The 26,155-nt window shown below is 64.7% G+C and carries 21 protein-coding genes and 1 pseudogene; 21 read left to right on the forward strand and 1 reads right to left on the reverse strand.

Going from position 1 to position 26,155, the window contains the following annotated elements; all coding sequences use genetic code 11:
• The first annotated feature begins 49 nt into the window (after window positions 1–49).
• The 4 genes and pseudogenes from ACDELDRAFT_RS03505 to ACDELDRAFT_RS03520 all read left to right on the forward strand — a co-directional run bounded on the left by ACDELDRAFT_RS03505 (window position 50) and on the right by ACDELDRAFT_RS03520 (window position 3,944).
• Window positions 50–849 (forward strand): annotated as a pseudogene (locus ACDELDRAFT_RS03505) (ABC transporter permease).
• Window positions 846–2,096 carry an ABC transporter ATP-binding protein gene (locus ACDELDRAFT_RS03510; RefSeq protein ID WP_005793493.1) on the forward strand — a complete coding sequence of 417 codons (1,251 nt, stop codon included), beginning with the start codon at window positions 846–848 and terminating at the stop codon, window positions 2,094–2,096. The pseudogene ACDELDRAFT_RS03505 and the gene ACDELDRAFT_RS03510 overlap by 4 nt, the downstream one beginning before the upstream one ends.
• Before the next feature lie 48 nt (window positions 2,097–2,144).
• Window positions 2,145–3,035, forward strand: coding sequence for a class I SAM-dependent methyltransferase (locus tag ACDELDRAFT_RS03515; RefSeq protein ID WP_005793494.1), 891 nt, complete (start codon window positions 2,145–2,147; stop codon window positions 3,033–3,035).
• A gap of 51 nt (window positions 3,036–3,086) precedes the next feature.
• Window positions 3,087–3,944 (forward strand): class I SAM-dependent methyltransferase, encoded by an 858-nt coding sequence (locus ACDELDRAFT_RS03520; protein ID WP_005793496.1) that lies wholly within the window; start codon window positions 3,087–3,089, stop codon window positions 3,942–3,944.
• A 148-nt stretch (window positions 3,945–4,092) separates the two neighbouring features.
• Here the strand turns inward: ACDELDRAFT_RS03520 and ACDELDRAFT_RS03525 are convergent, their stop codons facing one another.
• Window positions 4,093–7,863 (reverse strand): methyltransferase domain-containing protein, encoded by a 3,771-nt coding sequence (locus ACDELDRAFT_RS03525; RefSeq protein WP_005793497.1) that lies wholly within the window; start codon window positions 7,861–7,863, stop codon window positions 4,093–4,095.
• A gap of 73 nt (window positions 7,864–7,936) precedes the next feature.
• Here ACDELDRAFT_RS03525 and ACDELDRAFT_RS03530 point away from each other — a divergent pair, with 73 nt between their 5' ends.
• From ACDELDRAFT_RS03530 to ACDELDRAFT_RS03610, 17 genes are all read left to right on the forward strand, one after another.
• The gene (locus ACDELDRAFT_RS03530) at window positions 7,937–8,722 is read left to right on the forward strand and encodes a glycosyltransferase family 2 protein (protein WP_005793500.1); all 786 of its coding nucleotides are present in this window, start codon (window positions 7,937–7,939) and stop codon (window positions 8,720–8,722) included.
• Window positions 8,719–9,825: a glycosyltransferase family 4 protein gene (locus ACDELDRAFT_RS03535; protein ID WP_005793501.1), complete on the forward strand. Its 1,107-nt coding sequence runs from the start codon at window positions 8,719–8,721 to the stop codon at window positions 9,823–9,825. The genes ACDELDRAFT_RS03530 and ACDELDRAFT_RS03535 overlap by 4 nt, the downstream gene beginning before the upstream one ends.
• Before the next feature lie 72 nt (window positions 9,826–9,897).
• Complete coding sequence (gene argB, locus ACDELDRAFT_RS03540; protein WP_040327964.1) at window positions 9,898–10,788, forward strand: acetylglutamate kinase; 891 nt, start codon at window positions 9,898–9,900, stop codon at window positions 10,786–10,788.
• Between the two features lie 168 nt (window positions 10,789–10,956).
• Window positions 10,957–11,649 carry a response regulator transcription factor gene (locus ACDELDRAFT_RS03545; protein ID WP_005793504.1) on the forward strand — a complete coding sequence of 231 codons (693 nt, stop codon included), beginning with the start codon at window positions 10,957–10,959 and terminating at the stop codon, window positions 11,647–11,649.
• Between the two features lie 38 nt (window positions 11,650–11,687).
• Window positions 11,688–13,151 carry a sensor histidine kinase gene (locus ACDELDRAFT_RS03550; RefSeq protein ID WP_005793506.1) on the forward strand — a complete coding sequence of 488 codons (1,464 nt, stop codon included), beginning with the start codon at window positions 11,688–11,690 and terminating at the stop codon, window positions 13,149–13,151.
• Between the two features lie 520 nt (window positions 13,152–13,671).
• Complete coding sequence (gene slmA / locus ACDELDRAFT_RS03555) at window positions 13,672–14,337, forward strand: nucleoid occlusion factor SlmA (protein ID WP_005793510.1); 666 nt, start codon at window positions 13,672–13,674, stop codon at window positions 14,335–14,337.
• 183 nt (window positions 14,338–14,520) lie between these two features.
• Window positions 14,521–15,225 carry a TetR/AcrR family transcriptional regulator gene (locus ACDELDRAFT_RS03560; protein WP_005793512.1) on the forward strand — a complete coding sequence of 235 codons (705 nt, stop codon included), beginning with the start codon at window positions 14,521–14,523 and terminating at the stop codon, window positions 15,223–15,225.
• Between the two features lie 4 nt (window positions 15,226–15,229).
• On the forward strand, window positions 15,230–17,026 hold the full coding sequence (locus tag ACDELDRAFT_RS03565; protein ID WP_005793513.1) for an acyl-CoA dehydrogenase C-terminal domain-containing protein: 1,797 nt from the start codon (window positions 15,230–15,232) through the stop codon (window positions 17,024–17,026).
• 44 nt (window positions 17,027–17,070) lie between these two features.
• Window positions 17,071–17,505: a DUF2147 domain-containing protein gene (locus tag ACDELDRAFT_RS03570; protein WP_005793515.1), complete on the forward strand. Its 435-nt coding sequence runs from the start codon at window positions 17,071–17,073 to the stop codon at window positions 17,503–17,505.
• A 118-nt stretch (window positions 17,506–17,623) separates the two neighbouring features.
• On the forward strand, window positions 17,624–20,026 hold the full coding sequence (locus ACDELDRAFT_RS03575) for a 3-hydroxyacyl-CoA dehydrogenase/enoyl-CoA hydratase family protein (protein WP_005793517.1): 2,403 nt from the start codon (window positions 17,624–17,626) through the stop codon (window positions 20,024–20,026).
• 154 nt (window positions 20,027–20,180) lie between these two features.
• On the forward strand, window positions 20,181–20,693 hold the full coding sequence (locus ACDELDRAFT_RS03580) for a DUF4442 domain-containing protein (RefSeq protein ID WP_005793519.1): 513 nt from the start codon (window positions 20,181–20,183) through the stop codon (window positions 20,691–20,693).
• 12 nt (window positions 20,694–20,705) lie between these two features.
• Window positions 20,706–21,905, forward strand: coding sequence for an acetyl-CoA C-acyltransferase (locus ACDELDRAFT_RS03585; RefSeq protein WP_005793521.1), 1,200 nt, complete (start codon window positions 20,706–20,708; stop codon window positions 21,903–21,905).
• A 228-nt stretch (window positions 21,906–22,133) separates the two neighbouring features.
• Window positions 22,134–23,012, forward strand: coding sequence for an alpha/beta hydrolase family protein (locus ACDELDRAFT_RS03590; RefSeq protein WP_005793522.1), 879 nt, complete (start codon window positions 22,134–22,136; stop codon window positions 23,010–23,012).
• Between the two features lie 27 nt (window positions 23,013–23,039).
• Entirely contained in the window at window positions 23,040–23,867 is an 828-nt protein-coding gene (locus tag ACDELDRAFT_RS03595) for an acyl-CoA thioesterase (RefSeq protein WP_005793524.1), read from the forward strand.
• An 80-nt stretch (window positions 23,868–23,947) separates the two neighbouring features.
• Window positions 23,948–24,715, forward strand: coding sequence for an enoyl-CoA hydratase (locus tag ACDELDRAFT_RS03600; protein ID WP_005793526.1), 768 nt, complete (start codon window positions 23,948–23,950; stop codon window positions 24,713–24,715).
• Between the two features lie 247 nt (window positions 24,716–24,962).
• A complete protein-coding gene (locus ACDELDRAFT_RS03605) occupies window positions 24,963–25,448 on the forward strand; it encodes a thioesterase family protein (protein WP_005793528.1) in 486 nt (161 codons plus the stop codon).
• Between the two features lie 161 nt (window positions 25,449–25,609).
• Window positions 25,610–26,155: bactofilin family protein (locus ACDELDRAFT_RS03610; protein WP_005793530.1), on the forward strand; the 546-nt coding region annotated here is incomplete at its 3' end.

The following is a 26,155-nucleotide window of genomic DNA, read 5'->3' on the forward strand; positions in this document are numbered from 1 at the left end:
GCGGTAGCCTTTGGCCGCTTGGATGTTTCTTCGCCTAGCCAAATCCTGCATGTTGACTTTGTGGACTGAAATGCGCGCAGTGTGGAGTGCGCGAGCCTTGGTGTGGGTGCTCACGCGGCGTGAAGTCGCTGCCCGTCATGCGGGCACTGCCGTAGGAGTGCTGTGGCCGTATCTGCAGCCCCTGCTCACGGTGGCTGCGTACTACTTGGTGTTCGACGTGGTGTTTTCCATGCGTCTGGGCGCTGAAGCGCCCACGCACGCCGTGGGCACCTTCTTGGTGGTAGGCGCGTTGCCCTGGATGGCGTTTTGCGACGCCGTCTCACGCGGCATGAACAGCCTGATCGAAGCTGGTGGCCTGCTTCAAAAAACCCCTTGCCACCCGTGCTGCTGGTGGCGCGCGCCGTGCTGGCCAGCATGGTGATCTACGGGCCGTTGCTGTTGCTGGTGGCTTTGGCCTATGCGCCGCTGCACCATTTCAGCCTGGCTGTGCTGGCCCTTGCACCGCTACTGGCGCTGCAATTGATTTTGTGCCTGCTGCTGGGTTACTTGCTGGCCATACTGGCTGCTGCCCTGCGCGACACCGTGCAACTGGTGGGTTTTTTGCTGTCGGTGGGTATCTATCTCACACCTATCTTGTTTCCGCTCAGCCTGTTTCCTGAGAACTGGCGCTGGGTGCTGTGGTTGAATCCTGCGACGGCGCTTGTGCTGGGCTACCAGCAGGTGCTTTTGCTCGGAGCGTGGCCGCCTGCCAGTGTGTGGCTGGTGGGGTTGCTGTGGCTGGCGGGGCTGGCGCTGGCGCTGAATTTGGTGGTCGAGCGCAGTCGCGACCAGTTGGTGGACTGGCTATGACGCGCCACGCGAGCAACAGCAACACCGTGCTCAAGGTGCAGGGATTGGGCAAGGAATACAAACTCTATGCTTCACCGCGCGAGCGGCTTAAAGCCTTGGTAACGGGCCACGCCCGCCACCGCAGCCATTGGGCGTTGCGCGATGTGTCGTTCGAATTGCAGCGTGGCCAATGCATTGGCGTGATTGGCGATAACGGTGCGGGTAAGAGCTCGCTGCTGAAGCTGCTGGCCGGTACTTTGCAACCAAGCACGGGCACCATCGAGCGGGTGGGCCGTATTACAGCCATTCTGGAATTGGGTGCAGGTTTCCACCCCGATTTCAGTGGGCGCGACAACCTGTACTTCGGTGGTAGCCTCATCGGCATTGACCACGCCGAAATGGCGCGGCTTGAGCCTGGGATCATCGAGTTCTGCGAACTTGGGGAGGCGCTGGATCGGCCGGTCAAGACCTATTCGTCGGGCATGGCGGTGCGTCTGGCCTTTGCGCTGGTGACGGCGGTGCAGCCCGATGTGCTCATCATCGACGAAGCCTTGGCCGTTGGCGACCAGCATTTTCAGAAAAAGTGCGTGGAACGCATCATGGAATTCCGCAGCAATGGCTGCACGATCTTGTTTTGCTCCCACAGCCCCTACCACATTCGCCACCTGTGCGATGTGGCGCTATGGCTCAAGGGCGGGCAGGTGGCACAGTTTGGCGCTACCGAGCCAGTGCTCGCGGCATACGACCACCACACGCGCCAGCGTTTGGCAGATGAGCTGCCGGTGCACGAGCATTATGGTCAAGAGGCACCGCAACCCGCACCTGCCGCAGAAGCACCGGTGGCGGCCATAGATGCAGGTAGCGCCTGCATTCTGTCGGTGGATGTGAAGGACTTGGGCGAAGCTCAGGGGGAGCGTCCACCGGTGCTGCATAGCAACGATTTGGTGGTAACCATCACGGCACGCGGGCGTGGCGACGAGCGTCCGAACATTGGCTTCATGATCGAGCAGTCCAAGGGGGTTGGTATCACCTCGCTGGCCACGCATGAAGACGGTGCCGCACCAGTGCAGTTGGAGGATGGTAGTTGGCGTTCGGTGCTGACGTTTCCTGATTTGCCGCTGCACAGTGGGGACTACGTTATCAGCGCTTTCCTGTTCGACGAAACCGGATTGGCCGTCTACGACGAGTGGTTCCAGTTTCTGCATTTCAGCTTTATCTTCCCAAAGCCCTTGCCTGGGCTTGTTCGCTTGCCTCACCACTGGAGTTAGTGTCTTTGCAGCAGGCTTGTTCCTGCGGAGCAGGATAATCCCCAAGTTATGACAACTTCAAAGAATGCCCTCAGTGCGGGGCAGCAATTGTTGCAGGAAGGCCGCCAATTGCTGGCGCAAGGTGATAGGGTCGGCGCCGCACAGGTGCTGACTCGTGCGCGGGATGAACGCGATACGGTGCTGGCCGCCCATGCCCTGATTGAGAGCAACGATCTGGTGGGCTCGTTCACCAACATGATGGGGCTGGATTGCTCCATTGCTCCAGAAGACGATATCTTTGGCTTTTTTAACAACCATCCTTCCAGCCATAACCCTTTGCGCGACTATCTGGCTGACGGCTGGCGAACCCTGGCGGAGCTGATGCTGCTCTTGGAGGCGGTGGACCAACCTTTGCTCAAGATACCGCGGGTGCTTGAGTTTGCCTGCGGTCATGGCCGGTTCACCCGCCATCTGGTCAAGGCATTAGGTGCCGAGCGAGTGGTCGTGTCGGATGTAGTGCCGAGCGCGGTGGATTTCTCGCAAAACACGTTTGGCGTTGGGGGATTCTTGTCCGCCAGCGTTCCTGAGGATGTGCAATGGCCGGGGCGCTACGATCTGGTGTTTGTTCTGTCGCTGTTCAGCCATTTGCCGCGTAGCACCTGGGCGCGCTGGCTCAAAGTACTGTATGAGGCGGTAGCGCCGGGCGGGCTTCTGATTTTCAGCACGCATGGAACCAAAGCGGCCAGATTCGATAGCGTTCAACTGGACGCGGAGGGCTTTTTCTTTGCGCCGTCCAGCGAGTCGCACGCCATTGATACACAAGAGTACGGTACGGCTTTCACTTCCGAGGCATTTGTGTTGCAGCGCATCGCAGAAACTTGCGGGGCTGAAAGCTTGGTACATCGGTCTCCCGTGCATTTTTGGAACCATCAAGACGCGTATGTGCTGCGGCGACGTTGATCCGGTGAGTAAGGGATGCACCGCTGACCACCGCCAGAAGGCGGTGCCCCAATGAATTGGAGCTTACGATTGCAGGAGCGCGTGTGGGGCCTCGCTCCGTGGGACGCTGGTCGTATCACCGACGAGTGGTTTCGCGCGCACTTCGAATATGCGGCCGATGTGGTGCAGCACTGGATGGGTAATGTGCTGGATCTGCCCACGGCACGGCTGCTCAACTTCGGCTGCGGCGATGGCATTACCGATCTCGCATTGGTGCTGCGCCACGGAGCAACCGCTATTCATGGTGTGGACATTCGGCGTGAATATGCCAAGCTGCCTCGCATTGCGCGCGAGCAACTCGGAATGTCGCGCATTCCTGCAGCGTTGACTTTTGAAACCATTACTCCCAGCGCGCCGTTAGCCGGTAAGCGGCCTTTGGTGGACGGCATCATGAGCTGGTCCACCTTCGAGCACGTGCAGCGCGACCAGCTCGCACCAATTTTTCATGATCTGTATGCATGCCTAAGGCCGGGCGGGTATTTCTTCATACAGATCGAGCCGCTGTTCTATTCGCCTTACGGCTCACACTTGCGTCGTTATGACGATGTGCCGTGGCACCACTTACTAGCCACCGAAGAAGAATTGTGGAGCGTCATTCAAGCCCATGATGGTCCGATTGATGCAGCAGAGACCGATTTTGGTTTTGCCGATTTTGGCGTGGATGGCTACAAGAAATTTGTATTCAACGAATACCGTGCGCTCAATCGCCTGACCGCCGACGAACTCGTGGCGATTACGACCGGTGCGGGTTTCAAGCTGGTACGGCAGGAGCGCAGAAGTCTCGACATGCCTATTCCTGTGGCACTGCGTGGCAAGTACCCTGATGATTGGTTGCTCAACAACGAAATTTTCTTGTTGCTGAGCAAGTAAAAGGTTGCGCTGCTTAACCGAGCCGGTGGAACGGCGTGCTTGTGAGCAATCGCCGCTACTTGCATGACCGTTAGTCGATAGTCAGGCTATTGGTCAGGGCCAGTCGTCACGCGAGCTCACTCAGAACACTGCCACGTGTACCGGTTTTCTAGGCGCGTAACCAGTTCTTCACTCGCGTTTGCCAGTGCTGTGGAATGCGCTGGGCCACGCCCCGTAACAGTGGATGCGAGCGCAAACGTACTACTCCCGTGAGCAACAGCGACTTGGCTCCGCCGCTAGCGCTGGCAGGTGCAGGCACATGTTCCTGTAGAAACGCCATGGAAAGGGGCGCTGCCGTTGCGGCTAGGGGCACGCCTGCGAGATAGTCGCGCTGGTAGTGCCAGTCGCTGGCCATTGTGCCGCCTGCCTGCGCGGGCGGTTGGGGAGGCTGGCCCGTGGCAAAGTGCTGCTCGCGCAGGGTGCTGAACAGGTTCATGCATTCAGCCGCCGACATGTCCCAGCGCACCACCCAACTCCAGGGGCGGCCGGCCAGCCGTTCGGGGAAGGCTCCCAGGTCGGGCGCGACCACAGGCAGGCCGCCCTGCAGGCTGGCGCTGAGGGTGTAGCTGTAGGTCTCTGGCCATTGGGCTGGAAACCAGACCAGGTCAGGTTGCAGCCACTGCAGAAGGCCTGGCAAATCTTCGTCTTCATAGCTGCCATGCACGGTGAGATGGGCGCGTGGCTGCGTCTGCAGGTGGCGGTAGCCATAGCCCAGCAGATGAAATTCGATGGGCGCTTTGCGCCGGGCTGCCTCCAGCGCGGTGGCTTCGAGCAGGTCGGCTCCCTTGATGGCGCTGAGGGCGCCCAGCACCACAATCTTGAGGGGCGCACCCGCTGGTAGCGGCTTGGCGTGGGGCGTTGGAGGTGGTGGGGTATCCGGCGCCGCCATGTCGGTATGCGGTATGGCGCGCACGCGCGCACCCGGGGCAAAGTCTGCGATCCGGCGCGCAGTGTCTTGGCTGGGTGCTATGACCAAGCGGGCGCCGGTGAGGAAATGCCGGTTGCGGTGGCGCCAGTCGGCAATGGTGCCTCCACCCATGGGGGCAGGGTCCTGCGGCGAACAGCAGGTGCACTGGCCGGGCGCAAGTTCTCCGGCATAGCGGTTGTCGCTGCCCGTCATCGAGATGTGCGTGCAATAGCTGTAGAAGTCGTGGGCGGTGAAGTCGTAACCTACCCCCAATTGGGGGGGGAGATCCAGAATGAGCGGGTCGTGGCCCAGCAGGTGGTGGTAATGGACATGCCGAACGCCCAATTGAGTGAGGGCCTGTAAGAGGTCTTCGTATTGGTCCGCGAGCCGGAAGACAAGCTGAAAGCCTTCGTCCTTCCCTGCACTCTCCAGGCGCACGCAGCGATCGGGGGCCGGGGTGAGTGTTAGGAAGACGGCCTGGTCGCTGAGGTGCTGGGCCAGTTCGCGCATATGGCGCACGGTGCCGCCGGCGCGGTCGTGCAGCACCGCCAACACCACGGGTAGTCGGGCCTGAGTGATGCGTGCCACATCCAGCGCCAGGCGGTAGGGGCGGGCAGGGTCTGCCTGGACAAAGGCCATTACGTCGCGCTCGTAGCGCGGGTGCAGGCGGCGCAGCGTCTCCATGGCGGCCTGTTCGCGCGGGCTCTTGCTGTCGCCAAAACTCACGCCGCCGGTATGCAGGACGAAGGTGTCCAGCAGGTGCAGGTTGCGCCAGCCGGCCGCTGCTGCACGCTGGCAGAAATCGTTTTCCTCGCCGTAGCCCTTGCCGAAATTCTTGGTATCGAAGAGCCCCACCTGCGCCAGGCAGTCGCGGCGGATGTACATGCAAAAGCCCACGCCGGTGGGCACGTCAACGACTGCGCCAGGGTTGGTTTGGGCGCAAAGCGCATCCAGCCGCGCAGTGTCGTAGCCGGCCGGCAAATTGTTGTCTTTGCAGAACCGGGGATAGCTGCAGATGGTGGCGTTGTTGGAAAACGGCGTGACCGAGGCCACTTTGCTGTCGCCATAGGCTGCGCGGCGAATGCGGTCGAGCCAGTCGTTGGCCACTTCGGTGTCGCTGTTCAGCAGCAAAACGTCGTTGCTCTCGCTCAGGGCCATTCCACGGTTGACGGTGCCTACAAAGCCCAGATTCTCGGGGTTTTCGAGCAGAGTAATGCGCGCGTCCTGGGCTGCACGTTCGCGCAGCCAGGCCGTCACTTCGGGTTCAGGGCTGGCGTCGTTGATGATGATCAGGCGGTAGGCGGTTTGGCAGGTGCTTGCCAGCACAGAATCTATGCACAAGCGGGTGTCGTTCAGACCACGGTACACGGGGACGATGATGTCGACCACCAGTTCTGGCGGGGTCATCGGCACAGGGCGGGCTGTTGTGTTGGAGTGTGATGATCGCGGGGCGCGGCCCAGCAAGCGGTCCAGTCGCATCTTGGCGTGGACGATGGGACGGGTAGCGCGGAACACGGTGGAGGTTTCGATGGTGTGAAGGTGTTGGGCCAGTTCAGCCAGATCGCGCTGCAGGCGGGTGGCTTCCTGCTGCCAAGTGGCACGTTGGCGGGAAGCCGCCTGGGTGCTTTCTTCCAGGAGGATGTTGCGGCTTTGCGCCGTGGAAAGGGCTGTTTGCACCTGGCTCAGTTGCTCTTGCAGATGTGCCTGCATCTCGCGTGCGCCGCTTTCCAGCTGGACAATCCGGTCGTGCAGCGGCAACACCGTCGCCGACAGTGCCACGTAGTCGGCCGACATGGGCCAGCCGATCTCGACCTCAAGGCTGCCGCCACCGGGGGTGCAGCCAGCCAGGATGTCGCGGGGAATGGGTAGTTCGAACCAGGGTTCGTCTCCGGCCAGCAATAGCAAGGTGGCGCCCGATGCCGCGGGCATTGGGGCCTGCCAGACGATCTGGCTATGGGGCGTGGCAGCAAGCAGCGAGCGGGAGTCGGCTGTGGCCGACCACTGCCACAGTTCGGCTCCATCGGCGCTACGCAGCGCCAGGCGGTACAGGTGCATGAAGCCGGGCCGGTCGGCCGGGTCCAGGCGCAATTGGGTGATCGGAAGGGGCTGGCCGGGCAGTTCAAAGCGCAGGGTTTGGCGTTCCTCACCAATGACGCCCGACGCAGTGAATTTGTGCTCTTCGCTGTAGTGGCCGCCCTGGCCGATGTAGAGCTCGGCACTGAAGCGTGCCTGGGCACGCGAAGCAGTGAGTGCTGTGGGCACTTCGGCCTGCTGGACCTGGGCTGCAGGCTGTGCCACGCAAATGAACTGGTAGGTCAGTGCGTCTGGAGCGCCCAAGAGGTGCCTCGCCACGGCAGGGGGCAGACGGTCGAAAGCGACGTCGAATTCCGACTCGGGCAATTCACGGGCAATGGTGTCGATCACCTCGATGGCCCAGCGTTGCTCGCCCAAAAAGCGTGCCAGTGAGCGCCGGGTAAAGAAGCGCAGATGGGTGCGGTCGAGCAAGCCCTCTTCGCGGTAGAGGAATTCGCCCTCCAGCAGCTCGGCAATGAGGCCAATGTACCCGGCGTTGGGCACTGAAATCAGCACCCGCCCCTCGGGCTTGAGAAGCTGCCGGCAGGCTGCCAGCACCTGCTCGGGCCGGCTGAGATGTTCAAGCACGTCGGCGCAGACGATGAAGTCGTAGAGTTCGCCAGCGAAAGTTCCAGCCAGGTCGCACAATTCCAGGTTGTCCACCACCACGCGCCGATAGTGCGGGCGTGCGTGCGTGGCCTCGGCTTCGCTGAGCGTCACGCCGTCGACGGTGCAGCCGCGGGTTGCAGAAAGGTGCTGTCCTAGTGCGCCACTGCCGCAACCCAGGTCGAGCACCGTGGCTCCCGGGGCCACCAAGCTTGCCAGAACCGACAGCGACGTGCGTTCTCCCGGCGTGATGCTGCGCAGATATACGTGCAAATCTTCCAATGAATGCGTCATCCCGGGATTATGACGGCGGGCCCTGTGCATTTGTAACAGCGGTGCAAGCCGGAGCAGCGACAATGACGCCTTGATGAATGCTGTCCTACCCCCATCGCGCGGCCTTGTGGTTTCCGTGGTCAGCCATGGCCACGGCGCGCTGGTGCAGGCCCTGTTGAATGATATGGCGCGGCTGTGCGCCGCCACCGTGCAGCGCGTGGTGTTGACGCAGAATCTGCCCGAGCCTGAGCCCCTGCCACCACCGCAGGGTTGGCCATTTGTGTTGCAGTGTGTCAAGAATAGGACCCCCCTGGGTTTTGGTGCCAACCACAACAGGGCGCTGGCCGGCGCGACCGAGCCCTTTGTCTGTGTACTGAACCCCGATATCGGTCTGGTAGGGCACGACCCTTTTGCCCAATTGACAGAGTCCGCAGCGCAGCCTGGAACAGGCTGCGCATACCCCGTGCAGCTGGATGCCCATGGGCGGGTACAGGACAGCGAACGCGAGCTGCCCACGCCCTCGGCACTATGGCGCCGGCGCTTGCTCGGGCGCCGCGAAACCCGCGTCGACTGGGTGAACGCTGCCTGCCTCGTTCTGCCGACGACGGTCTGGCGCGCCGTGGGTGGCTTCGACGAGGCCTATTTCATGTACTGCGAGGATGTGGATCTGTGCCTGCGCGTGCGCCTGCAAGGGGGGGCGCTGGTGCGCGTACCTGTGCAGGTGGTGCATGCCGGGCAGCGCGCCAGCCACCGGCGCTGGGGGCATCTGCGCTGGCACGTGCGCAGCCTGCTGCGGTTGTGGCGCTCACCGGTGTATGGCAGGGCACGCCTTTTGTTACGTGGAGAAACCGGTGGCGCGGGTACCATCGGCCGCTCATGATTTGGTTGTCTTTGGTGGCTTTTCTGGTGGCGGTGCTTGCAGCGGGACTGATCGTTCGCTGGATGAGTGGTTCTGCGTCCGTGTATGGCGAAAGCATGCCGCAGCGCTTTCATCTGGGCGACGTTCCGCGCCTGGGCGGTGCGGCAATGCTGCTGGGCCTGGCGTCGAGCTGGGCGCTGGGGGTTGCCCAGACGCAGCCCCGCTGGGGTGACCCCGGTTCGCTGCGGCTGGAGGGGTGGGTGTGGATGTGGTTGCTGGCGCTGTTGCCCGCCGCCGTGAGCGGCATCGCTGAAGACCTGACGCAGCGGCTCACGGTGCGTTACCGGCTGGCGTTCACCGGCATGTCGGGGCTGCTGGCTATTACGCTGCTCGACATGAGCGTGCCCCGCCTGGGAATGCCGTGGCTCGACACGCTTCTGGTTTGGGCGCCGTGGCTGGGCCTGGCCATCGCCCTGCTGGCGGTGACCGGCCTGCCCCATGCCTTCAACATCATCGACGGCTACAACGGCTTGGCGGGCATGGTGGCCATCATCGTCTGCCTGGCACTCGCCCATGTGGCACTGCAGGTGGGCGACCGGGGCTTGGCGGCGCTGCTGGTTTCCACCGCTGCGGCGACCGGAGGGTTCCTGGTGTGGAATTACCCGCGGGGCATGTTGTTCGCGGGGGACGGCGGGGCGTACATCTGGGGCGTGGTGATCGCGCTGGCCAGTGTGTCGCTTGTGCAGCGCAATCCCGAAGTTTCCCCCTGGTTTCCACTGCTGCTGTTGATCTACCCAGTGTGGGAGACTGTTTTTTCCATTTACCGCAAGACGGTTCGCGGGGTGTCGCCCGGCGTGGCCGATGCGCTGCATTTCCACCAGCTCATCTACCGGCGCATCGTGCGCAGCGTTTTCCACAATGACGAGTCGCGCCGGGTGCTGATGCGCAACAACCGCACCTCACCCTACCTGTGGGGCTTCACCGTGCTCACGGTGGTGCCTGCCGTGCTGTTCTGGCGCAATACGCACGTGCTCATGGCATTTTGCGCGCTGTTTGTGGTGAGCTATGTGGTGGCCTATCTCTCCATCGTGCGTTTCAAGGTGCCCGGCTGGTTGCGGCGCTGAGCGGCGGGCGCGGCGCCTGCGGGAATGCGGCACAATTTGCGCCTCATTGTTTTCTCCGGATGGCACGCCTCCATGACCGACCTTCTTTCGATAGCACCCCGCGACAAGGCTGAAATACTGGCCCAGGCGCTGCCTTATATCCGCAAGTTCCATGGCAAGACCATGGTCATCAAATATGGCGGAAACGCCATGACCGACCCCGATCTCCAGGCCGATTTTGCCGAGGATGTGGTGTTGCTCAAGCTTGTGGGCATGAACCCGGTGGTGGTGCACGGGGGCGGCCCGCAGATCGAGACGGCGCTCAACCGGCTGGGCAAGAAGGGCCATTTCATCCAGGGCATGCGCGTCACCGATGCCGAAACCATGGAAGTGGTCGAGTGGGTGCTGGCCGGCGAGGTGCAGCAGGACATCGTGGGCCTGATCAATCAGGCGGGCGGCAAGGCCGTGGGCCTGACCGGGCGCGATGGCGGCATGATCCGCGCGCAAAAGCTCAAGATGGTGGACAGCAAGGATCCAAGCATCGAGCACGACGTGGGGCAGGTAGGCGACATCGTCGCCATCGACCCCAGCGTGGTGAAGGCGCTGCAGGATGACGCCTTCATCCCCGTCATCAGCCCCATCGGCTTCGGCGAGAACAACGAAAGCTACAACATCAATGCCGACGTGGTGGCGAGCAAGCTGGCCACGGTGCTGCAGGCAGAAAAGCTCATGTTGCTGACCAACACCCCCGGGGTGCTGGACAAGGAGGGCAAGCTGCTCACCGACCTCACGGCGCGCGAGATCGACGCGCTGTTCGCAGACGGCACCATCTCGGGCGGCATGCTGCCCAAGATTGCCGGGGCGCTCGATGCCGCCCGTGCGGGGGTGAACGCGGTGCACATCATCGACGGACGGGTGCCCCATGCCATGCTGCTGGAAATCCTGACCGATCAGGCCTACGGCACGATGATTCGCAGCCACTAACATGGCCCAAGCCCTCGCGCGGCGGCCCCGCTTCTCCCTTCGCTCCTGTCGCTGCGCAATGAAGCGTGGGGGGGCGCTGTGCGCGGGCCACAGGGGCGCGCGGTGCGCTCGGCCTGTGTGGACAGACCAAGCCATGCGTGGCCTGACGGAACGCCAGGGATAACTTTCATGCGCCTGCTCCTGGTCGAAGACGACGTGATGGTGGCCAGCGGCATCAAGCTCGGGCTCACCGACGCGGGCTACGCTGTTGACTGGGTGGGCAGCGGCGAGCGGGCCGAAGAGGTGCTTCGCACCGAATCCTTCGATGCCGCCATCATCGACATTGGCCTTCCCGCCATGGACGGGCTCGAGCTGACCCGCCGCCTGCGCCGCCCGGGCATGGCCAGTTCCGCCATGCCGGTGCTCATCCTCACAGCCCGCGATGCCCTGCACGACCGGGTGCAGGGGCTGGACCTGGGCGCAGACGACTACATGGTCAAGCCGTTCGAGCTGCCCGAGCTGCTGGCGCGCCTGCGGGCCTTGCTGCGCCGCTCGCAGGCCGCCACCACGGCGGTGCTGAGTTTTGGCCCACTGGAACTCGACACGGCGGGGCGCCGCGCCAGCGTTCGCTCGGGCGAGATCGACCAAGTGATCGATCTGGGCCCCCGCGAGTGGACGGTGCTCGAATACCTGCTCATCCACGCCCCCAAGCCTGCCAGCAAGGACAAGCTGTTGCAGGCGCTCACCGGGTGGGATAAGGAGATCACGCCCAATGCCGTCGAGGTCTATGTCTCGCGGCTGCGCGGCAAGCTCGAGCCGCACGGCGTTGCCCTGCGGTCCATCCGCGGTTTTGGCTACCGGCTGGAACTGCAACTGCCCTGAACCTGCGCCCCACCATGCAGCGGCCCCGACTTCGCGCGATGACTTCCGATCTGCGCAACCGGCTGCTGATGCTGCTGGTGCTGCCCCTGCTGGCGCTGGCCTTGGTGGGCGTCTGGCTCGACTACCGCTCGGCGGATGAGGCGGCCGAGCGCCATGATCTGCGCTTGGTGCGCCTGCTGCCCGCGCTGGCCGATTCTGTGCTGGCCCCGCCGATCCACGACAGCGGGCCGCCTCTGCTGCTGTTGGCGCCGCCGGTCGAAGACTTCCTGCGCCAGAACGCGGGCTACGCAAGCTACAGCGTGCGCGACACCTCGGGCCACCTGCTGCTGGGGGACGACTGGGTGCATGGCGCCGTGCCCACCACCCATGCGCCCGAGTTCCACAGCGTGGAGTTTGGCGGCGTTACCTACCGCGTGGCCGTGCAGCGCGGGCGCACGGGTGCCGGCGAGCTGGTGGTGGCGCTGGCCGATGGGTCCGACCCGCGCCAGCAATGGGCGCAGCAACTGCTGCTGCGCGTGCTGCTGCCCAACCTGGTGCTGGTCGCGGCGGCCGGTCTGGCCATCCACTGGGCGGTGCGCAGGGCCTTCAAGCCGCTGGTCGATCTGGCGGACGCGGTGGAGCGGCGCTCGCCGCGCGACCTGAGTCCCATCGATGAAACCGCATCGCCATCGGAAGTGCGCCCACTGGTGCACTCGCTCAACCGCCTGTTCGCGCTGGTGAACGCCCAGGCCGAAGGGCAGCGCCGCTTTGTGGCCGATGCGGCCCACCAGTTGCGCACGCCGCTGGCCGGGCTGCAGGCGCAGGTGGAGGCGTGGGCCCTGATGGCGCGGGCCTCGGTGCCGGCATCGTTGTCGCTCAATTTTAATAAGAAACACCCTCCAGCGCACGATCCACGTGCGCAAGGTGCTATTGTTTTAGGAGTTGATGAGATCGAGAAGCTGCGCAACGCCACGCGGCGCACGTCGCAACTCGCCCACCAGTTGCTGGCCCTGTCGCGCGCCGATGCCCGCAGCCTGGACGCCCAGCCACCCCAGCGCGTGGACCTGAAAGACCTCTGCGAGACACTGCTCGAAACTTTTCTCGACCCCGCCACCGGCAAGGGGCTCGACCTGGGGCTGGATGTGCAGCCCGTGCATGTCACCGGCCACGGTTGGCTGTTGCGCGAACTGCTCTCCAACCTGGTCGACAACGCCATCAAGTACACCCCTGCGCCGGGGGTGGTCACCATCCGCTGCGGGGTGCGGCGCAACGGGCTGAATCCACCCCGCGTGTTCCTGCAGGTCGAGGACGACGGCCCGGGCATCGCCGAGGCCGAGCGCGGACGCGTCGTGCAGCGGTTCTACCGCGTGCCGGGCGCGGCGGGAGAAGGCACCGGTCTGGGGCTGGCCATTGCTGACGAGATCGTGCGCGTGCACCACGCATCGCTGACCCTCGCACCCGGTGGGCACGGGCGCGGCCTGCTGGTGACGGTGGTCTTCCCGCCAGAAGCGCCGGGCGCCTGACGGGGCGCGGCGCTTGCGCCTCGGAGTGGGATGGGGCGAGTGCGGTCGTCGCTCAGAGTGCAGTGCCCGGCACCTGCTCGTGACCAGGCCTGCCGCCGTGAGCGAGGCCAGCCTGGGTACTCCTTGTAATCGTGGTCGTGGCCGTGGTTGCCGCTAAAGGGGTCAACGTGGCAATGGTGGGGCACATGGCTTCGCCGTTGTCGTGCGCACCGGCGCGAGGGTGGGCGATTGGCGAGGTGCAGCCAACGAAGGCGGACCGCCGTGCAGTTGCCGGCTTCGCGGGTAGGGGAACAGAGGTGGTGTGTAATGGCCACCCATGGCCGCTGCGTGCAAGGCCAGAAAACCTGGGCCTGTGCGCTCCAGCACCAGTGCGCTGGGCGGGCGCTGCAAAAAAGGGCTGTGCGAGAATCATTTCCACACATGATTTACGCACCGTCCCCTGCCGCGCAACCACTGCACAGCCCGTGCAGACGCGCCTTGCGCATGCACGGCGCTGGTGCCCAACCCATCCCCGTCGCGCATGTCTGAACTTCTGCCCGCACCCGAGCCCGCCAGCCATGCCGACGCGGGTGAAAACCCTCCTGCGCGCAAGCGCCCCAAGCCGGGCGAACGCCGGGCGCAGATCCTTCAGGCGCTGGCCCAGATGCTGGAGCAGCCGGGGGCCGAGCGCATCACCACGGCCGCGCTGGCGGCGCGCCTGTCGGTCAGCGAGGCGGCCCTGTACCGGCACTTCGCCAGCAAGGCCCAGATGTTCGAGGGTCTGATCGATTTCATCGAAGAGGCCGTGTTCAGCCGGGTGGCGCAGATTCTGGGGCGCGAGCAGCCCGTTCTTGCCCCATCGCTGGCCGGCGCCCCGCAGGCGGCGCGCGTGGTGGCGCTGGTGCTGCAGTTCGGAGAGCGCAACCCCGGGCTGGTGCGCGTGATGGTGGGCGATGCCCTGGTGCTGGAGCATGAGCGTCTGCAGCAGCGCATGAACCAGTTTTTCGAGCGCATCGAATCCACCTTGCGCCAGTGCCTTCGCCCCGTGGCGGACGAGGCCGGGTCGTCCACCCCCACCGTGGATGTCCAGGTGGCAGCCAGCGTGCTCACCGCGTTCATGCTGGGCCGGCTGCAGCGTTTCGCCCGTTCGGGTTTTCGGCGATTGCCAACCGAGCATCTCGACGCTAGTCTGGCGCGCATGCTCTGACGGAGCTGCCAGGCCAGCCCCGCCACTGCAGGGCCCGCCGCCGTCCGGCCCCTGACCGCTGTCATGGGCGGGTGGTGTGCGAACAACGTCCGGGCGGCACAAGCCCCCTTACTTTTGGAGGGGCTTTGCGAGCACTGCCCAATTTGCTGCAAAATAGCACGAACGTTCGTTTTATTTTCGCGCATGCCTTCCTCTACCAAATCCAGCCAAGTCACCCGTATTCCGCGCGCAGCCGGCAGCACGGGCCGGGCGTTGCAAAAGGGCCAGCAGACCAAGGCCGTTATCGTGGATGCCGCTCTGGGCCTGGCCACCCATATCGGCCTTGAAGGCCTGTCGATCGGCGCATTGGCCGATGTCACCGGCATGAGCAAGTCGGGCGTATTTGCCCACTTCGGCTCGCGCGAAGAGTTGCAGATATCGGTGATCCGTGAATACCACACCCGTTTCGAGCAGGAGGTGTTCTACCCCGCCATGGCTGCGCCGCGTGGCGTGGCACGCCTCCGGGCCCTGTTTGACAACTGGATGAAGCGCACCTCGATCGAAATTGACTCGGGCTGCATCTACATCAGTGGCGCCATCGAGTTCGGCGACCGCACGGGCCCCGTGCGCGATGCCCTGGTCAGTTCGGTGCTCACGTGGCATGCCGCCATGCGGCGCGCCATCGAACATTGCCAGGAGCTGGGCCAGCTGTGCGAGGAGGCCAGCCCCGAGCAGATGCTCTTCGAGATCCACGGCCTCATCCTCGCGCTGCACTACGAAGCGCGCTTCCTGCAAACCCCGGGCTCCATCGATCGGGCCATCACGGGTTTCAACAACATCCTGGCCCGCAACAGCCGAGTTCCTGTCGCAACGGGCCGCCACCTTTCCACCCAAACCACCAAGGAGTAAACCCATGCCTACCTACACGCCGCCCCTGCGCGACATGCAATTCGTCATGCACGAAGTGCTGAAGGTCAGTGATGAATTCAAGGCGCTGCCGCCGCATGCCGAGGTGGATGCGGACACCATCAACGCCGTGCTCGAAGAGGGCGGAAAGTTTGCCGCCGAAGTGGCTTTCCCGCTCAACATCAGTGGCGACACCGAAGGCTGCAAGCTCGACAAGTCCACCCACGAAGTCACCACGCCCCAGGGTTTCAAAGAAGCCTACGCCAAGTACGTCGAAGGCGGCTGGGCAGCGCTTTCGTGCGACCCGGCCTATGGCGGCCAGGGCCTGCCGTTCGTGGTGAACCAGTGCTTCTACGAGATGATGAACTCGGCCAACCAGGCCTGGACCATGTACCCCGGCCTGAGCCATGGCGCCTACGAGTGCCTGCACGCCCACGGCACCGAAGAGCAAAAGAAGATCTACCTGCCCAAGCTCACCAGCGGCGAGTGGACCGGCACCATGTGCCTGACCGAACCCCATTGCGGCACCGACCTGGGCCTGCTGCGCACCAAGGCCGAGCCCCAGGCCGACGGCACCTACAAGATCACGGGCGCCAAGATCTTCATCTCGGCCGGCGAGCACGACATGACCAGCAACATCGTGCACCTGGTGCTGGCGCGCCTGCCCGATGCGCCCGTGGGCAGCAAGGGCATCAGCCTGTTCGTCGTGCCCAAGTTCAAGGTGAATGCCGACGGCAGCCTGGGCGAGCGCAACGCCATCTACTGCGGTGGCCTGGAGCACAAGATGGGCATCCATGGCAACGCCACTGCGCAGATCGTGATCGACGGCGCCACCGGCACCATGGTGGGCCAGCCCAACAAGGGCCTAGCCGCCATGTTCGTGATGATGAACGCCGCCCGCCTGGGCGTGGGCAACCAGTCGCTCGGCCTGACCGAAGTGGCCTACCAGAACGCCCTGGCCTATGCCAAGGACCGCATCCAGATGCGCAGCCTCTCGGGTACCAAGGCCAAGGACAAGCCGGCCGACCCCATCATCGTGCACCCCGACGTGCGCAAGATGCTGCTCACCGCCAAGGCCTACGCCGAAGGCGGCCGCGCGCTGCAATGCTTTTGCGCGCTGCTGCTCGACAAGGAGCTGAGCCACCCCGACGAGAAGGTGCGCAAGGAATCCGGCGAAATGCTGGCCCTGCTCACCCCCATCGTCAAGGCCTTCATCACCGACAACGGCTACGAGGCCGCCACGATGTGCCAGCAGGTCTTTGGCGGCCACGGCTACATCAAGGAATGGGGCATGGAGCAGTACGTGCGTGATGCCCGCATCAACATGATCTATGAAGGCACCAACACCATCCAGTCGCTGGACCTGCTGGGCCGCAAGATTCTGGGCAACAACGGCGCCACGCTCAAGAAGTTCGGCAAGCTGGTGGGCCAGCTGGTGGAAGAAGAGGGCGTCAACGAGAAGATGGCCGAGTTCATCAACCCCATCGCCTACCTGGGCGACCAGATGACCAAGTTCACTACCGAAATCGGTTTCCGCGGCATGCAGAACCCCGACGAAGTGGGTGCTGCTGCCGTGGACTACCTGCGCGTGGCCGGCCACCTGGTGTTCGGCTACTTCTTTGCCCGCATGGCCCAGGTGGCTCTGCGCGAAATTGCCGCCGGCAACACCGACCCGTTCTACCAGGCCAAGCTGCAGACGGCGCGCTTCTACTTCGCCAAGCTGTTCCCCGAAACGGCGACGCTGATGCGCACCGCCCGTGCCGGCAGCAAGGTGCTGATGGACACCGACCTGGCGCTGGCCTGAGCGTCCGATCTGCCGATTTCAGCCTGAATTGCATTGGAGTCTTCATGAATAAAGCGCTAGCAGCTATTGTTTTTATAGTAACGGCCGCCCCGGTGTGGGCGCAGATGTCCCCCGTGGGCCTGTGGCGCAATGTGGACGACAAGACCGGCGAGGCCAAGGCTGAGATCCGCATTCGCGAGAACGGGGGCGCCCTCACGGGCGTGCTCGAAAAGCGGCTGTCGAAGGACGCCAAGCCCGAGGATCTGTGCAAGGAGTGCAGCGACGACCGCAAGGATAAGCCGCTGCTGGGCCTGGAGATCATCCGCAGCGCCAAGAAGGCCGAGGACAAGGAAGTCTGGGAAGGCGGCAAGATCCTGGACCCCGAAAACGGCCGCAACTACACGCTGCGCATGACGCCCGTCGAGGGCGGCAAGAAGCTGGAGGTGCGCGGCTCCATCGGCCCCTTCGGTCGTACCCAGACCTGGCTTCGGGTGCAGTAAGCCGCCTTCCCTCTTTTACACCCCCCCGTTTGCCTCGCGTTGGTCCAAGAGCCTGGATGCAACCCCTGGCCAAGGTCCCGACAAGCTCGGTCCGAACGGAAAGAACCTACACAAACCCATGTCAAGATTCCAAGTCAAGAAAGTCGCCGTGCTCGGCGCAGGCGTGATGGGCGCGCAGATTGCTGCCCACCTCGTCAACGTGAAGGTGCCCGTGGTGCTGTTCGACCTGCCTGCGAAGGAAGGCCCGAAAAACGGCATCGTCACCAAGGCCGTGGAAGGCCTGAAGAAGCTCAAGCCCTCGCCCCTGGGCGTGGCCGACGACGCGGCGCTGATCCAGCAGGCCAACTACGAAGAGCACATGCACCTGCTCAAGGAATGCGACCTCGTGATCGAGGCCATTGCCGAGCGCATGGACTGGAAGCTGGACCTCTACACCAAGATCGCTCCCCACGTGGCCAAGCACGCCATCCTGGCGTCCAACACCTCGGGCCTGTCGATCACCAAGCTGTCCGAAGTGCTGCCCGAGAGCATCAAGCCACGCTTCTGCGGCATCCACTTCTTCAACCCCCCGCGCTACATGACGCTGGTGGAGCTGATCAACACCCCCACCACCCAGCCTGAAGTGCTGGACCAGCTCGAAGCCTTCGTCACCAGCGGTCTGGGCAAGGGCGTGGTGCGCGCGCACGACACGCCCAACTTCGTGGCCAACCGCGTGGGCATTGCAGGCATGCTGGCCACCATGAAGGAAGTCGAAAATTTCGGCCTGACCTATGACGTGGTGGACGACCTCACGGGCAAGAAGCTGGGCCGTGCATCCAGCGGCACCTTCCGCACCGCCGATGTGGTGGGCCTGGACACCATGGCCCACGTCATCAAGACGCTGCAGGACAACCTGAGCATCGAGACCGACCCTTTCTACGAAAGCTTTGGCACGCCCGCCGTGCTGAAAAAGCTGCTGGAGCTGGGCAACCTGGGCCAGAAGACCAAGGCAGGTTTCTTCAAGAAGGTCGGCCGCGATGTGATGCGTTTCGAGCTGGAAAGCGAAGAGTACGTGCCCGCCGGCCAGAAGGCCGACGAGGTGTATGCCCGCATGCTCAAGAAGCCCGCTGCCGAGCGCCTGCGCCTGCTGCGCAACGCCGAAGGCGCGCCCGGCCAGTTCCTCTGGGCCATCCTGCGCAACAGCTTCCACTACGCGGCCGTGCACCTGGGCACCATCGCCGACAACGCCCGCGACGTGGACCAGGCCATGCGCTGGGGCTTCGGCATGAAGCAGGGCCCCTTCGAGCTGTGGCAGGAAGCTGGCTGGTTGGAAGTGGCGAAGATGATCCAGGAAGACATCGACGCTGGCAAAGCCCTGTGCAAGGCACCGTTGCCCGAGTGGGTCTTCAAGGGCCCCGTGGCCGAAGCCGGTGGCGTGCACACCGCACAAGGTTCTTGGAGCGCATCGCAGAACAAGTTTGTGCCCCGCCGCCAGCTGCCCGTGTACGAGCGCCAGATCTTCCCCGAGGCTCTGCTGGGCGAAACCAGCCTGCCCGACTGGCGCACCGCTGGCACCACCATTGCTGAATCGAAAGCCCTGCGCACCTGGACGCTGGACGGCCAAGTGCTCATCGCCAGCATCAAGAACAAGATGCACGCCATCAGCCCCGAAGTGATGGAAGCGCTGATGGAAGCGCTGGAACTGGCCGAGTCTGAGTACCAAGGCATGGTGATCTGGTCCGGCGACGCGCCTTTCAGCGTGGGTGCCGACCTAGAAGCCACGATGCCCGCCTTCATGGTTGGCGGCGCCGACGCGGTGGAAAGCATCGAGCAGGAGCTGCAAAACCTGATGATGCGCATCCGTTACGCGCAGGTGCCTGTCGTCGCAGCCATCCATGGCATGGCGCTGGGCGGTGGTTGCGAGCTGGCCGTGTATTCGGCCAAGCGTGTGGCGCACATGGAAAGCTACATCGGCCTGGTGGAGGTGGGCGTGGGCCTGGTGCCCGGCGCCGGCGGCCTGACCTACATCGCCCGCCGTGCGGCCGAGAACATGGCCCAGTCCACCTCCAAGGATGTGCTGCCGTTCCTGACCGAAGGTTTCACGGCCGCTGCCATGGCCAAGGTGGGCACCAGCGCGATCGAATCGCGCAAGCTGGGCTTCCTGCTGGATTCCGACATCATCGTTCCGCACAAGGACGAACTGCTGTTCGTGGCCATCAACGAGGCCAAGTCCATGGCCGCCAGCGGCTGGCGCGCTCCCCACAAGCGCCTGTTCCCCGTGGCAGGCCGCAGCGGTGTGGCCACCATCAAGGCGCAACTGGTGAACATGCGCGACGGCGGCTTCATCAGCGCCTACGACTTCAAGATCGCGTCGATGATCGCCGAGGTGGTGTGCGGTGGCGATGTGGATGCCGGCGTGATGGTGAGCGAGGAATACCTGCTCACGCTGGAGCGCAAGGTGTTCTGCCACCTGATCTCCCAACCCAAGACGCACGAGCGCATCCTGGGCATGTTGTCCACCGGCAAGCCGGTGAGAAACTGATGAAGCACCCTCTGAGTCGCTTCGCGCTTTCCCCCTCTCCTGCGGGAGGAGGACGCACTCTGTGGCCTGGCAAGGCCGGTTCCACGGGGGCGCTGGCACGGGCCGCGCTCGTTCTGTGCAATGCGGGCGACGTGCAACCTCATGGGCATCGGACATGAGCGAAGCACGCGCCCCCAACAAACTCCAGCGCTCGCTGATGCGCCTGGACGAGGCCCCCGCCTTCATGCGTGGTTTTGTGCAGAACATCATCCTGCGCCGGGCTGTGCCCTTCACCGGCACGGCCGGGGTGAAGTTCGTGTCGCTCACGCCTGAGCGGGTCGAAGTGCGTCTTGCCAACGAGCACCGTGTGCAAAACCACATTGGTGGTGTGCACGCCTCGGCCATGAACCTGCTGGCCGAGACGGCCACCGGCATGGTGGTGGGCATGAACGTGCGTGACGACTGCACCCCGCTGGCCAAGGAGCTGAGCATGGCGTTCAAGAAGCGCGCCATGGGCGGCCTCAAGGCCGTGGCCACGCTCACGGCCGAGCAGCGCGCCGCCATGCGGGCCAGCGACAAGGGCGAGGTGCAGGTGTCAGTCACCGTGACCGACGAAGCCGGCGTGGAGCCGGTCGAATGTGTATTTACGTGGGCCTGGGTTCCTTCCAGCCGCCCCGCCAAGAATTGAAGGAGTTTCACCATGGCTCAAAAACAAGTCCAGGACGCCTACATCGTTGCCGCCACGCGCACGCCCATCGGGCGCTCGGGCCGCGGCTACTTCCGCAACACCCGCCCGGACGACCTGCTGGTCGCCGCCATCCGCAGCGCGCTGAAGCAGGTGCCCACGCTCGATCCCCGGGCCATTGAGGACTCGATCATTGGCTGCTCCTTCCCAGAGGGCGAGCAGGGCATGAACATGGCGCGCATCGCCATGGGCCTGGCATTCGATCATCCCGTGGGCGGCGTCACCGTGAATCGCTTTTGCGCCTCGGGCGTGACCGCCATCCAGATGGCCGCCGACCGCATCCGCGTGGGCGAGGCCGATGTGCTGATCGCCGGCGGTGCCGAATCCATGAGCCTGGTGCCCATGGGCGGCAACAAGCCCTCGTTCAATCCTGAGGTGTTTGCCCGCGACGAGAACGTTGGCATCGCCTACGGCATGGGCCTGACGGCCGAGAAGGTGGCCCAGCAGTGGAAGGTGAGCCGCGAGATGCAGGACGCTTTCGCGCTCGAATCCCACTTGCGCGCCCTCAAGGCGCAAAAGGCGGGTGAGTTCACGGACGAGATCACACCGATCGACGTCATCGAGCGCACGCCCGACCTGGCCACGGGCGAAGTCCGTACCAAGACCCGCACCGTCAACCTGGATGAAGGTCCACGCCCCGACACGTCGCTCGAAGGCCTGGCCAAGCTCAAGCCCGTGTTCGCCGCGCGCGGCAGCGTCACGGCCGGCAACAGCTCGCAGACCAGCGATGGCGCGGGCGCGCTGATCCTGGCCAGCGAGAAGGCCGTGAAGCAGTTCGGCCTGACGCCGCTGGCGCGCTTCGTGAGCTACGCCGCGCGCGGCGTGCCGCCCGAAATCATGGGCATCGGCCCCATCGAGGCCATCCCGGCCGCGCTGCGCTACGCTGGCCTCAAGCACGAGGACATCGGCTGGTTCGAGCTCAATGAAGCCTTTGCGGCCCAGTCGCTCGCCGTGGTCAACACCCTGGGCCTGGACCCGGCCAAGGTCAACCCCATGGGCGGCGCCATCGCCCTGGGCCACCCGCTGGGTGCCACGGGTGCCATCCGCGCCGCCACCGTGGTGCACGCGCTGCGCCGCCACAAGCTGAAGTACGGCATGGTGACGATGTGCGTAGGAACAGGCCAAGGCGCCGCCGGCATCTTCGAGGCGGTTTAACTGGCTACTACGCGGGCGTCATGCGTCGTTGGGCGGTGCTCGCAATCCTCACGTACCGCAAGTACGCTCCGGTTGCTGCGCTCCGTCCGCCTAGCCTGACACCCGCTCGCTACGCCCTTGAGGGCGGGGTGTAGCCCCATTCCTAAGGGCGGAGGGGCCGCATGGCTGCTCCTCCATGGTTTCTGGCATCAAGTCGGCAAAGACCGGCGTGACACAAGGAGACACAGCATGAACAAGCAGACCTTGCGGGTCGATGAGGGCGCCAGCGTGGCGCTGTGCGTGTTCGAGCCCACAGGCGCGCCGCGCGCCAGCGTGGTCGTCGGCGGGGCCATGGGGGTGCGGCAGGACTACTACGCGGCGTTCGCACAGTGGCTCGCGCAGCAGGGCTTTCGCGTCACCACGTTCGATTACCGGGGCCATGGCGATTCGCTTGTGGGCCCCATGCGCGAGGTGCGCGCCAACCTGTTTGACTGGGCGCGCGACTACGAGGCCGTGATCTCGGCTGCGCGCGCGGCGCTGCCCGGGCAGCCGCTGTACCTGCTGGGCCACAGCTTGGGCGCGCAGTTGCCTGGGCTGTTGCGCAACCCCGGCCAGGTGGACGGCCTGCTCAGCGTGGCCGCCGGCAGCGGCTACTGGCGCGACAACGCGCCGCGCCTCAGGCGCATGGTGCCGTACTTCTGGTGGGTGCTGGTGCCGCTGGCCACGCGCCTGTGCGGCTACTTCCCCGGCCGCAAGCTGCGCAAGGTGGGCGACCTGCCGGCCGGGGTGATCCTGCAGTGGCGCCGCTGGTGCCTGAGCCCCACCTACAGCGTGGGCGCCGAGGGCCCCGAGGTGGCGCAAAGCTATGACGCGGTGCGCTTTCCGGTGCTGGCGCTGTCGATGAGCGACGACGAACTCATGACGCTGCGCGGCACGCACAATCTCGTCAACCTCTACAGCAACGCGCCCACGCGCGTCGAGCGCATCGTGCCGCAGGACGTGAAGGCGCTGCGCATCGGGCATTTCGGGTTCTTTCGCGAGCAGTTCCGCCAGAGCCTGTGGCCGCGCGCCGTGGGGGCGCTTCAGGGCTTGGGCGGGGCGGGGGCAGTCGCGGGAACGACCCCCTGAGCGCCATTTTCGCGGCACACTCACGGCATGACTTCCACCCCACATCCTCTGGACGAGGCGCTGCGTCTGTCGTCCACGACCCCCGGCCAGTACGAAGGCCACACCCACCCCGGCTACTGGAACATGGTGGGGCCCTTTGGCGGCGTGACGGCGGCCACGCTGCTGCGGGCCATCCTGCTGCACCCGGACCGCCTGGGCGACCCGCTGTCGCTCACGGTGAACTATGCGGGCGCGCTGGCCGAAGGCGCGTTCACGGTGCAGGCCGTGCCCGTGCGCACCAACCGGTCCACCCAGCACTGGACGCTGTCGATCCTGCAGCCCGACGCCGAAGGCGCGCCCGTGGTTACCACCACCGCCACGGCCGTCACCGCCGTGCGCCGCGAGACCTGGAGCGTGGGCGACACGCCCATGCCCCCCGTGCCGGGGCCGCTCGAACAGCCAGCCATTGCGCCCGGCTTTGGTTCGGAGTGGCTGGGGCGCTACGAAATGCGCCCGGTGACCGGATCTGTGCCGAGCGCCTGGGACGGCTCGGGCGACCACAGCCTCACGCAGCTGTGGATGCGCGACGCACCCCCACGTCCGCTCGATTTCTGTGCCCTGGCGGCGCTGGCCGATCTGTTCTTTCCCCGCATCTGGCTGCGCCGTGCGCGCCGCGTGCCCGCGGGCACGGTATCCCTCACGGTGTACTTCCACGCCAGCCAGGCCCAGTTGCAGGCGACGGGCACGGGCTACCTGCTGGGCCAGGCCCGGGGACAGGAGTTCCGCAACGGCTTCTTCGACCAGGCCGTGCAGTTGTGGAACGAGGCCGGCGCCATGCTCGCCACCAGCCACCAGATCGTTTACTACAAGGAGTGACGGCGCACGCCCCGCACGCGTGCGGCGCCCTTTCTTGTTTGCTTGCCCACTGCTCCGCAGTTCATCCGGAAACCCTCACCATGACCCAAGACATCCTCGTCCACACCGAAGCCGGCGTGGCCACCATCACGTTCAACCGCGTGGACAAGAAAAACTCCATCACCCGCGACATGTACGCCGCCATGGCCGACGCGCTGCAGGCCGCCAAGGACGACGCCAACGTGCGCGTGGTGGTGTTCCAGGGCGACGTGGCCATCTTCAGCGCGGGCAACGACATTGGCGATTTTCTGCAGCAGCCCCCCGCGGCCCAGGATTCGCCGGTGTTCCGTTTTCTGCGCGGCCTTGCGGCCTTCCCCAAGCCGGTGATTGCCGCCGTGTGCGGCCCCGCCGTGGGCATTGGCACCACCATGCTTTTGCATTGTGATCTGGTCTACGCGGGTGACAACGCGGCGTTCTCCATGCCTTTCGTGAACCTGGGTCTGTGCCCCGAGGCCGCGTCAAGCCTGCTGGTGCCGCAGATGCTGGGCTACCACCGCGCCGCCGAAGCCCTGCTGCTGGGCGAGCCCTTCATGGCCGAGGCCGCGCTGGAAGTGGGCCTGGCCAACCGCGTGGTGCCGCCCACCGAGTGCAATGCCTATGCCCAGGCCCAGGCCAAAAAGCTGGCAGCCAAGCCGCTGTCGTCGCTGATCGAAACCAAGCGCCTGATGAAGGGTGGGCAGATGGCGCGGGTGCTGGAGGTGATGGCCGAGGAAGGCGAGAGCTTTGGACGCATGCTGCGCGAGCCCGCCGCGCGAGAAGCATTCTCGGCGTTCATGGAAAAACGCAAGCCCGATTTCAGCCAGAGCTGAAATTGGGCACGCCGCGCAGCGGTGCGGGCGGCGCAGCGGCCCGGAGTATTCGCCAAAAACGCAAGCCCGATTTCAGCCAGTGCCGAAACCTGGCACCCCGCCAGTGTGTGGATTGCGCCGCAGACCCGAAGGAGGGGCGTTTTCGCAAAAAATGCCCACAAGCGCTTGTAATACAAGTGCTGAGTGCTATGAAAATTGATGAGCATGCTTGCGGCCTTGTGCCACGTCCGTTACTGCCAGGAACCCCATGAGCAAAACCACCAGCCCGCCTGTGACAGCCTTTGAACCGGAATTCATCGCCAGGCTGAGCGCTATCTTTGAAGAGAAAATCGTGTTCAACCAGGCGCTGGGCCTGAAGGTGGTCGAGCTGCGGCCCGACGGCGTCGTCGGCCGCATCGAGATGAAGCCCGATCTGGTGGGCCACTACGCCTACAACCGCATCCATGGCGGCGTGATCAGCGCGGGCCTCGATTCGATGGGCGGCCTGGCCGTCATGGCCGCGATCGGCGCCCGGCACATGGACGAACCGCCCGAGCAGCGCCTGCAGCGCTTCGCCAAGCTGGGCACCATCGACCTGCGCGTCGATTACCTGCGCCCGGGCATTGGCAGCCATTTCGAGCTGCGTGCCAGCGTGCTGCGCCTGGGCTCGCGCGTGGCGAGCACGCGCATGGAGTTTCTGGGCCCTGACGGTCAGCTCATGTCCACGGGGGCGGCGGCCTATATCGTTTCGTAGCGGCAGCAGGGCAGGGCGCACGGCGCCACGCGCACGTGTGTGCCGCTGCAAGCCTTGCAAGGGCATGCAACCAACGAGCGGTTTGGTTACCGTTCTTGCGTAACGAAGGCATCCGTGGCGCGCAGGCAAACCTACGATCCATCTCTTTTCAAGGAGATCCGATGGCCGTGCAAAACCCCTTCTTTGGCAAACGTGAAACCGAGTCGTTCCAGCCCCGTCAGAACACCTCGTCGTCTTCGGTTCTGGGGGGCACGCCGGTGGCTGGAAACGGGGCCTCGAACCCGGTGGCCAGCCCTGCGGCAGCAAAGTCCGTGGTGAGCGAGGGTACGGGCAGCAAGCTCACGGTGGGGCCCAACATCAAGCTCAAGGGCGTGGAAATCACCGACTGCGACACGCTGGTGGTCGAGGGCACGGTGGAGGCCACGATGGACTCGCGCGTGATCCAGATCGCCGAGAACGGCGCGTTCCGGGGCTCGGCCGAAATCGACATCGCAGAGATTCACGGCGAATTCAACGGCTCGCTGACGGTGCGCCAGAAGCTGGTGATCTACAGCACGGGCAAGGTGGCCGGCAAGATCCGCTACGGCAAGCTGGTGGTGGAAGAGGGCGGGCAGCTTGCGGGCGAGATCGAGGCGGGGTTCTCTGCCGCATCGCCGTCGGCCAGCGGCGCCCAGCGCCCGGCGTCGGCCGTGCGGACCGAGCCCACG

This window comes from Acidovorax delafieldii 2AN (genome assembly GCF_000175235.1).
Lineage (GTDB): Bacteria > Pseudomonadota > Gammaproteobacteria > Burkholderiales > Burkholderiaceae_C > Acidovorax > Acidovorax delafieldii_B.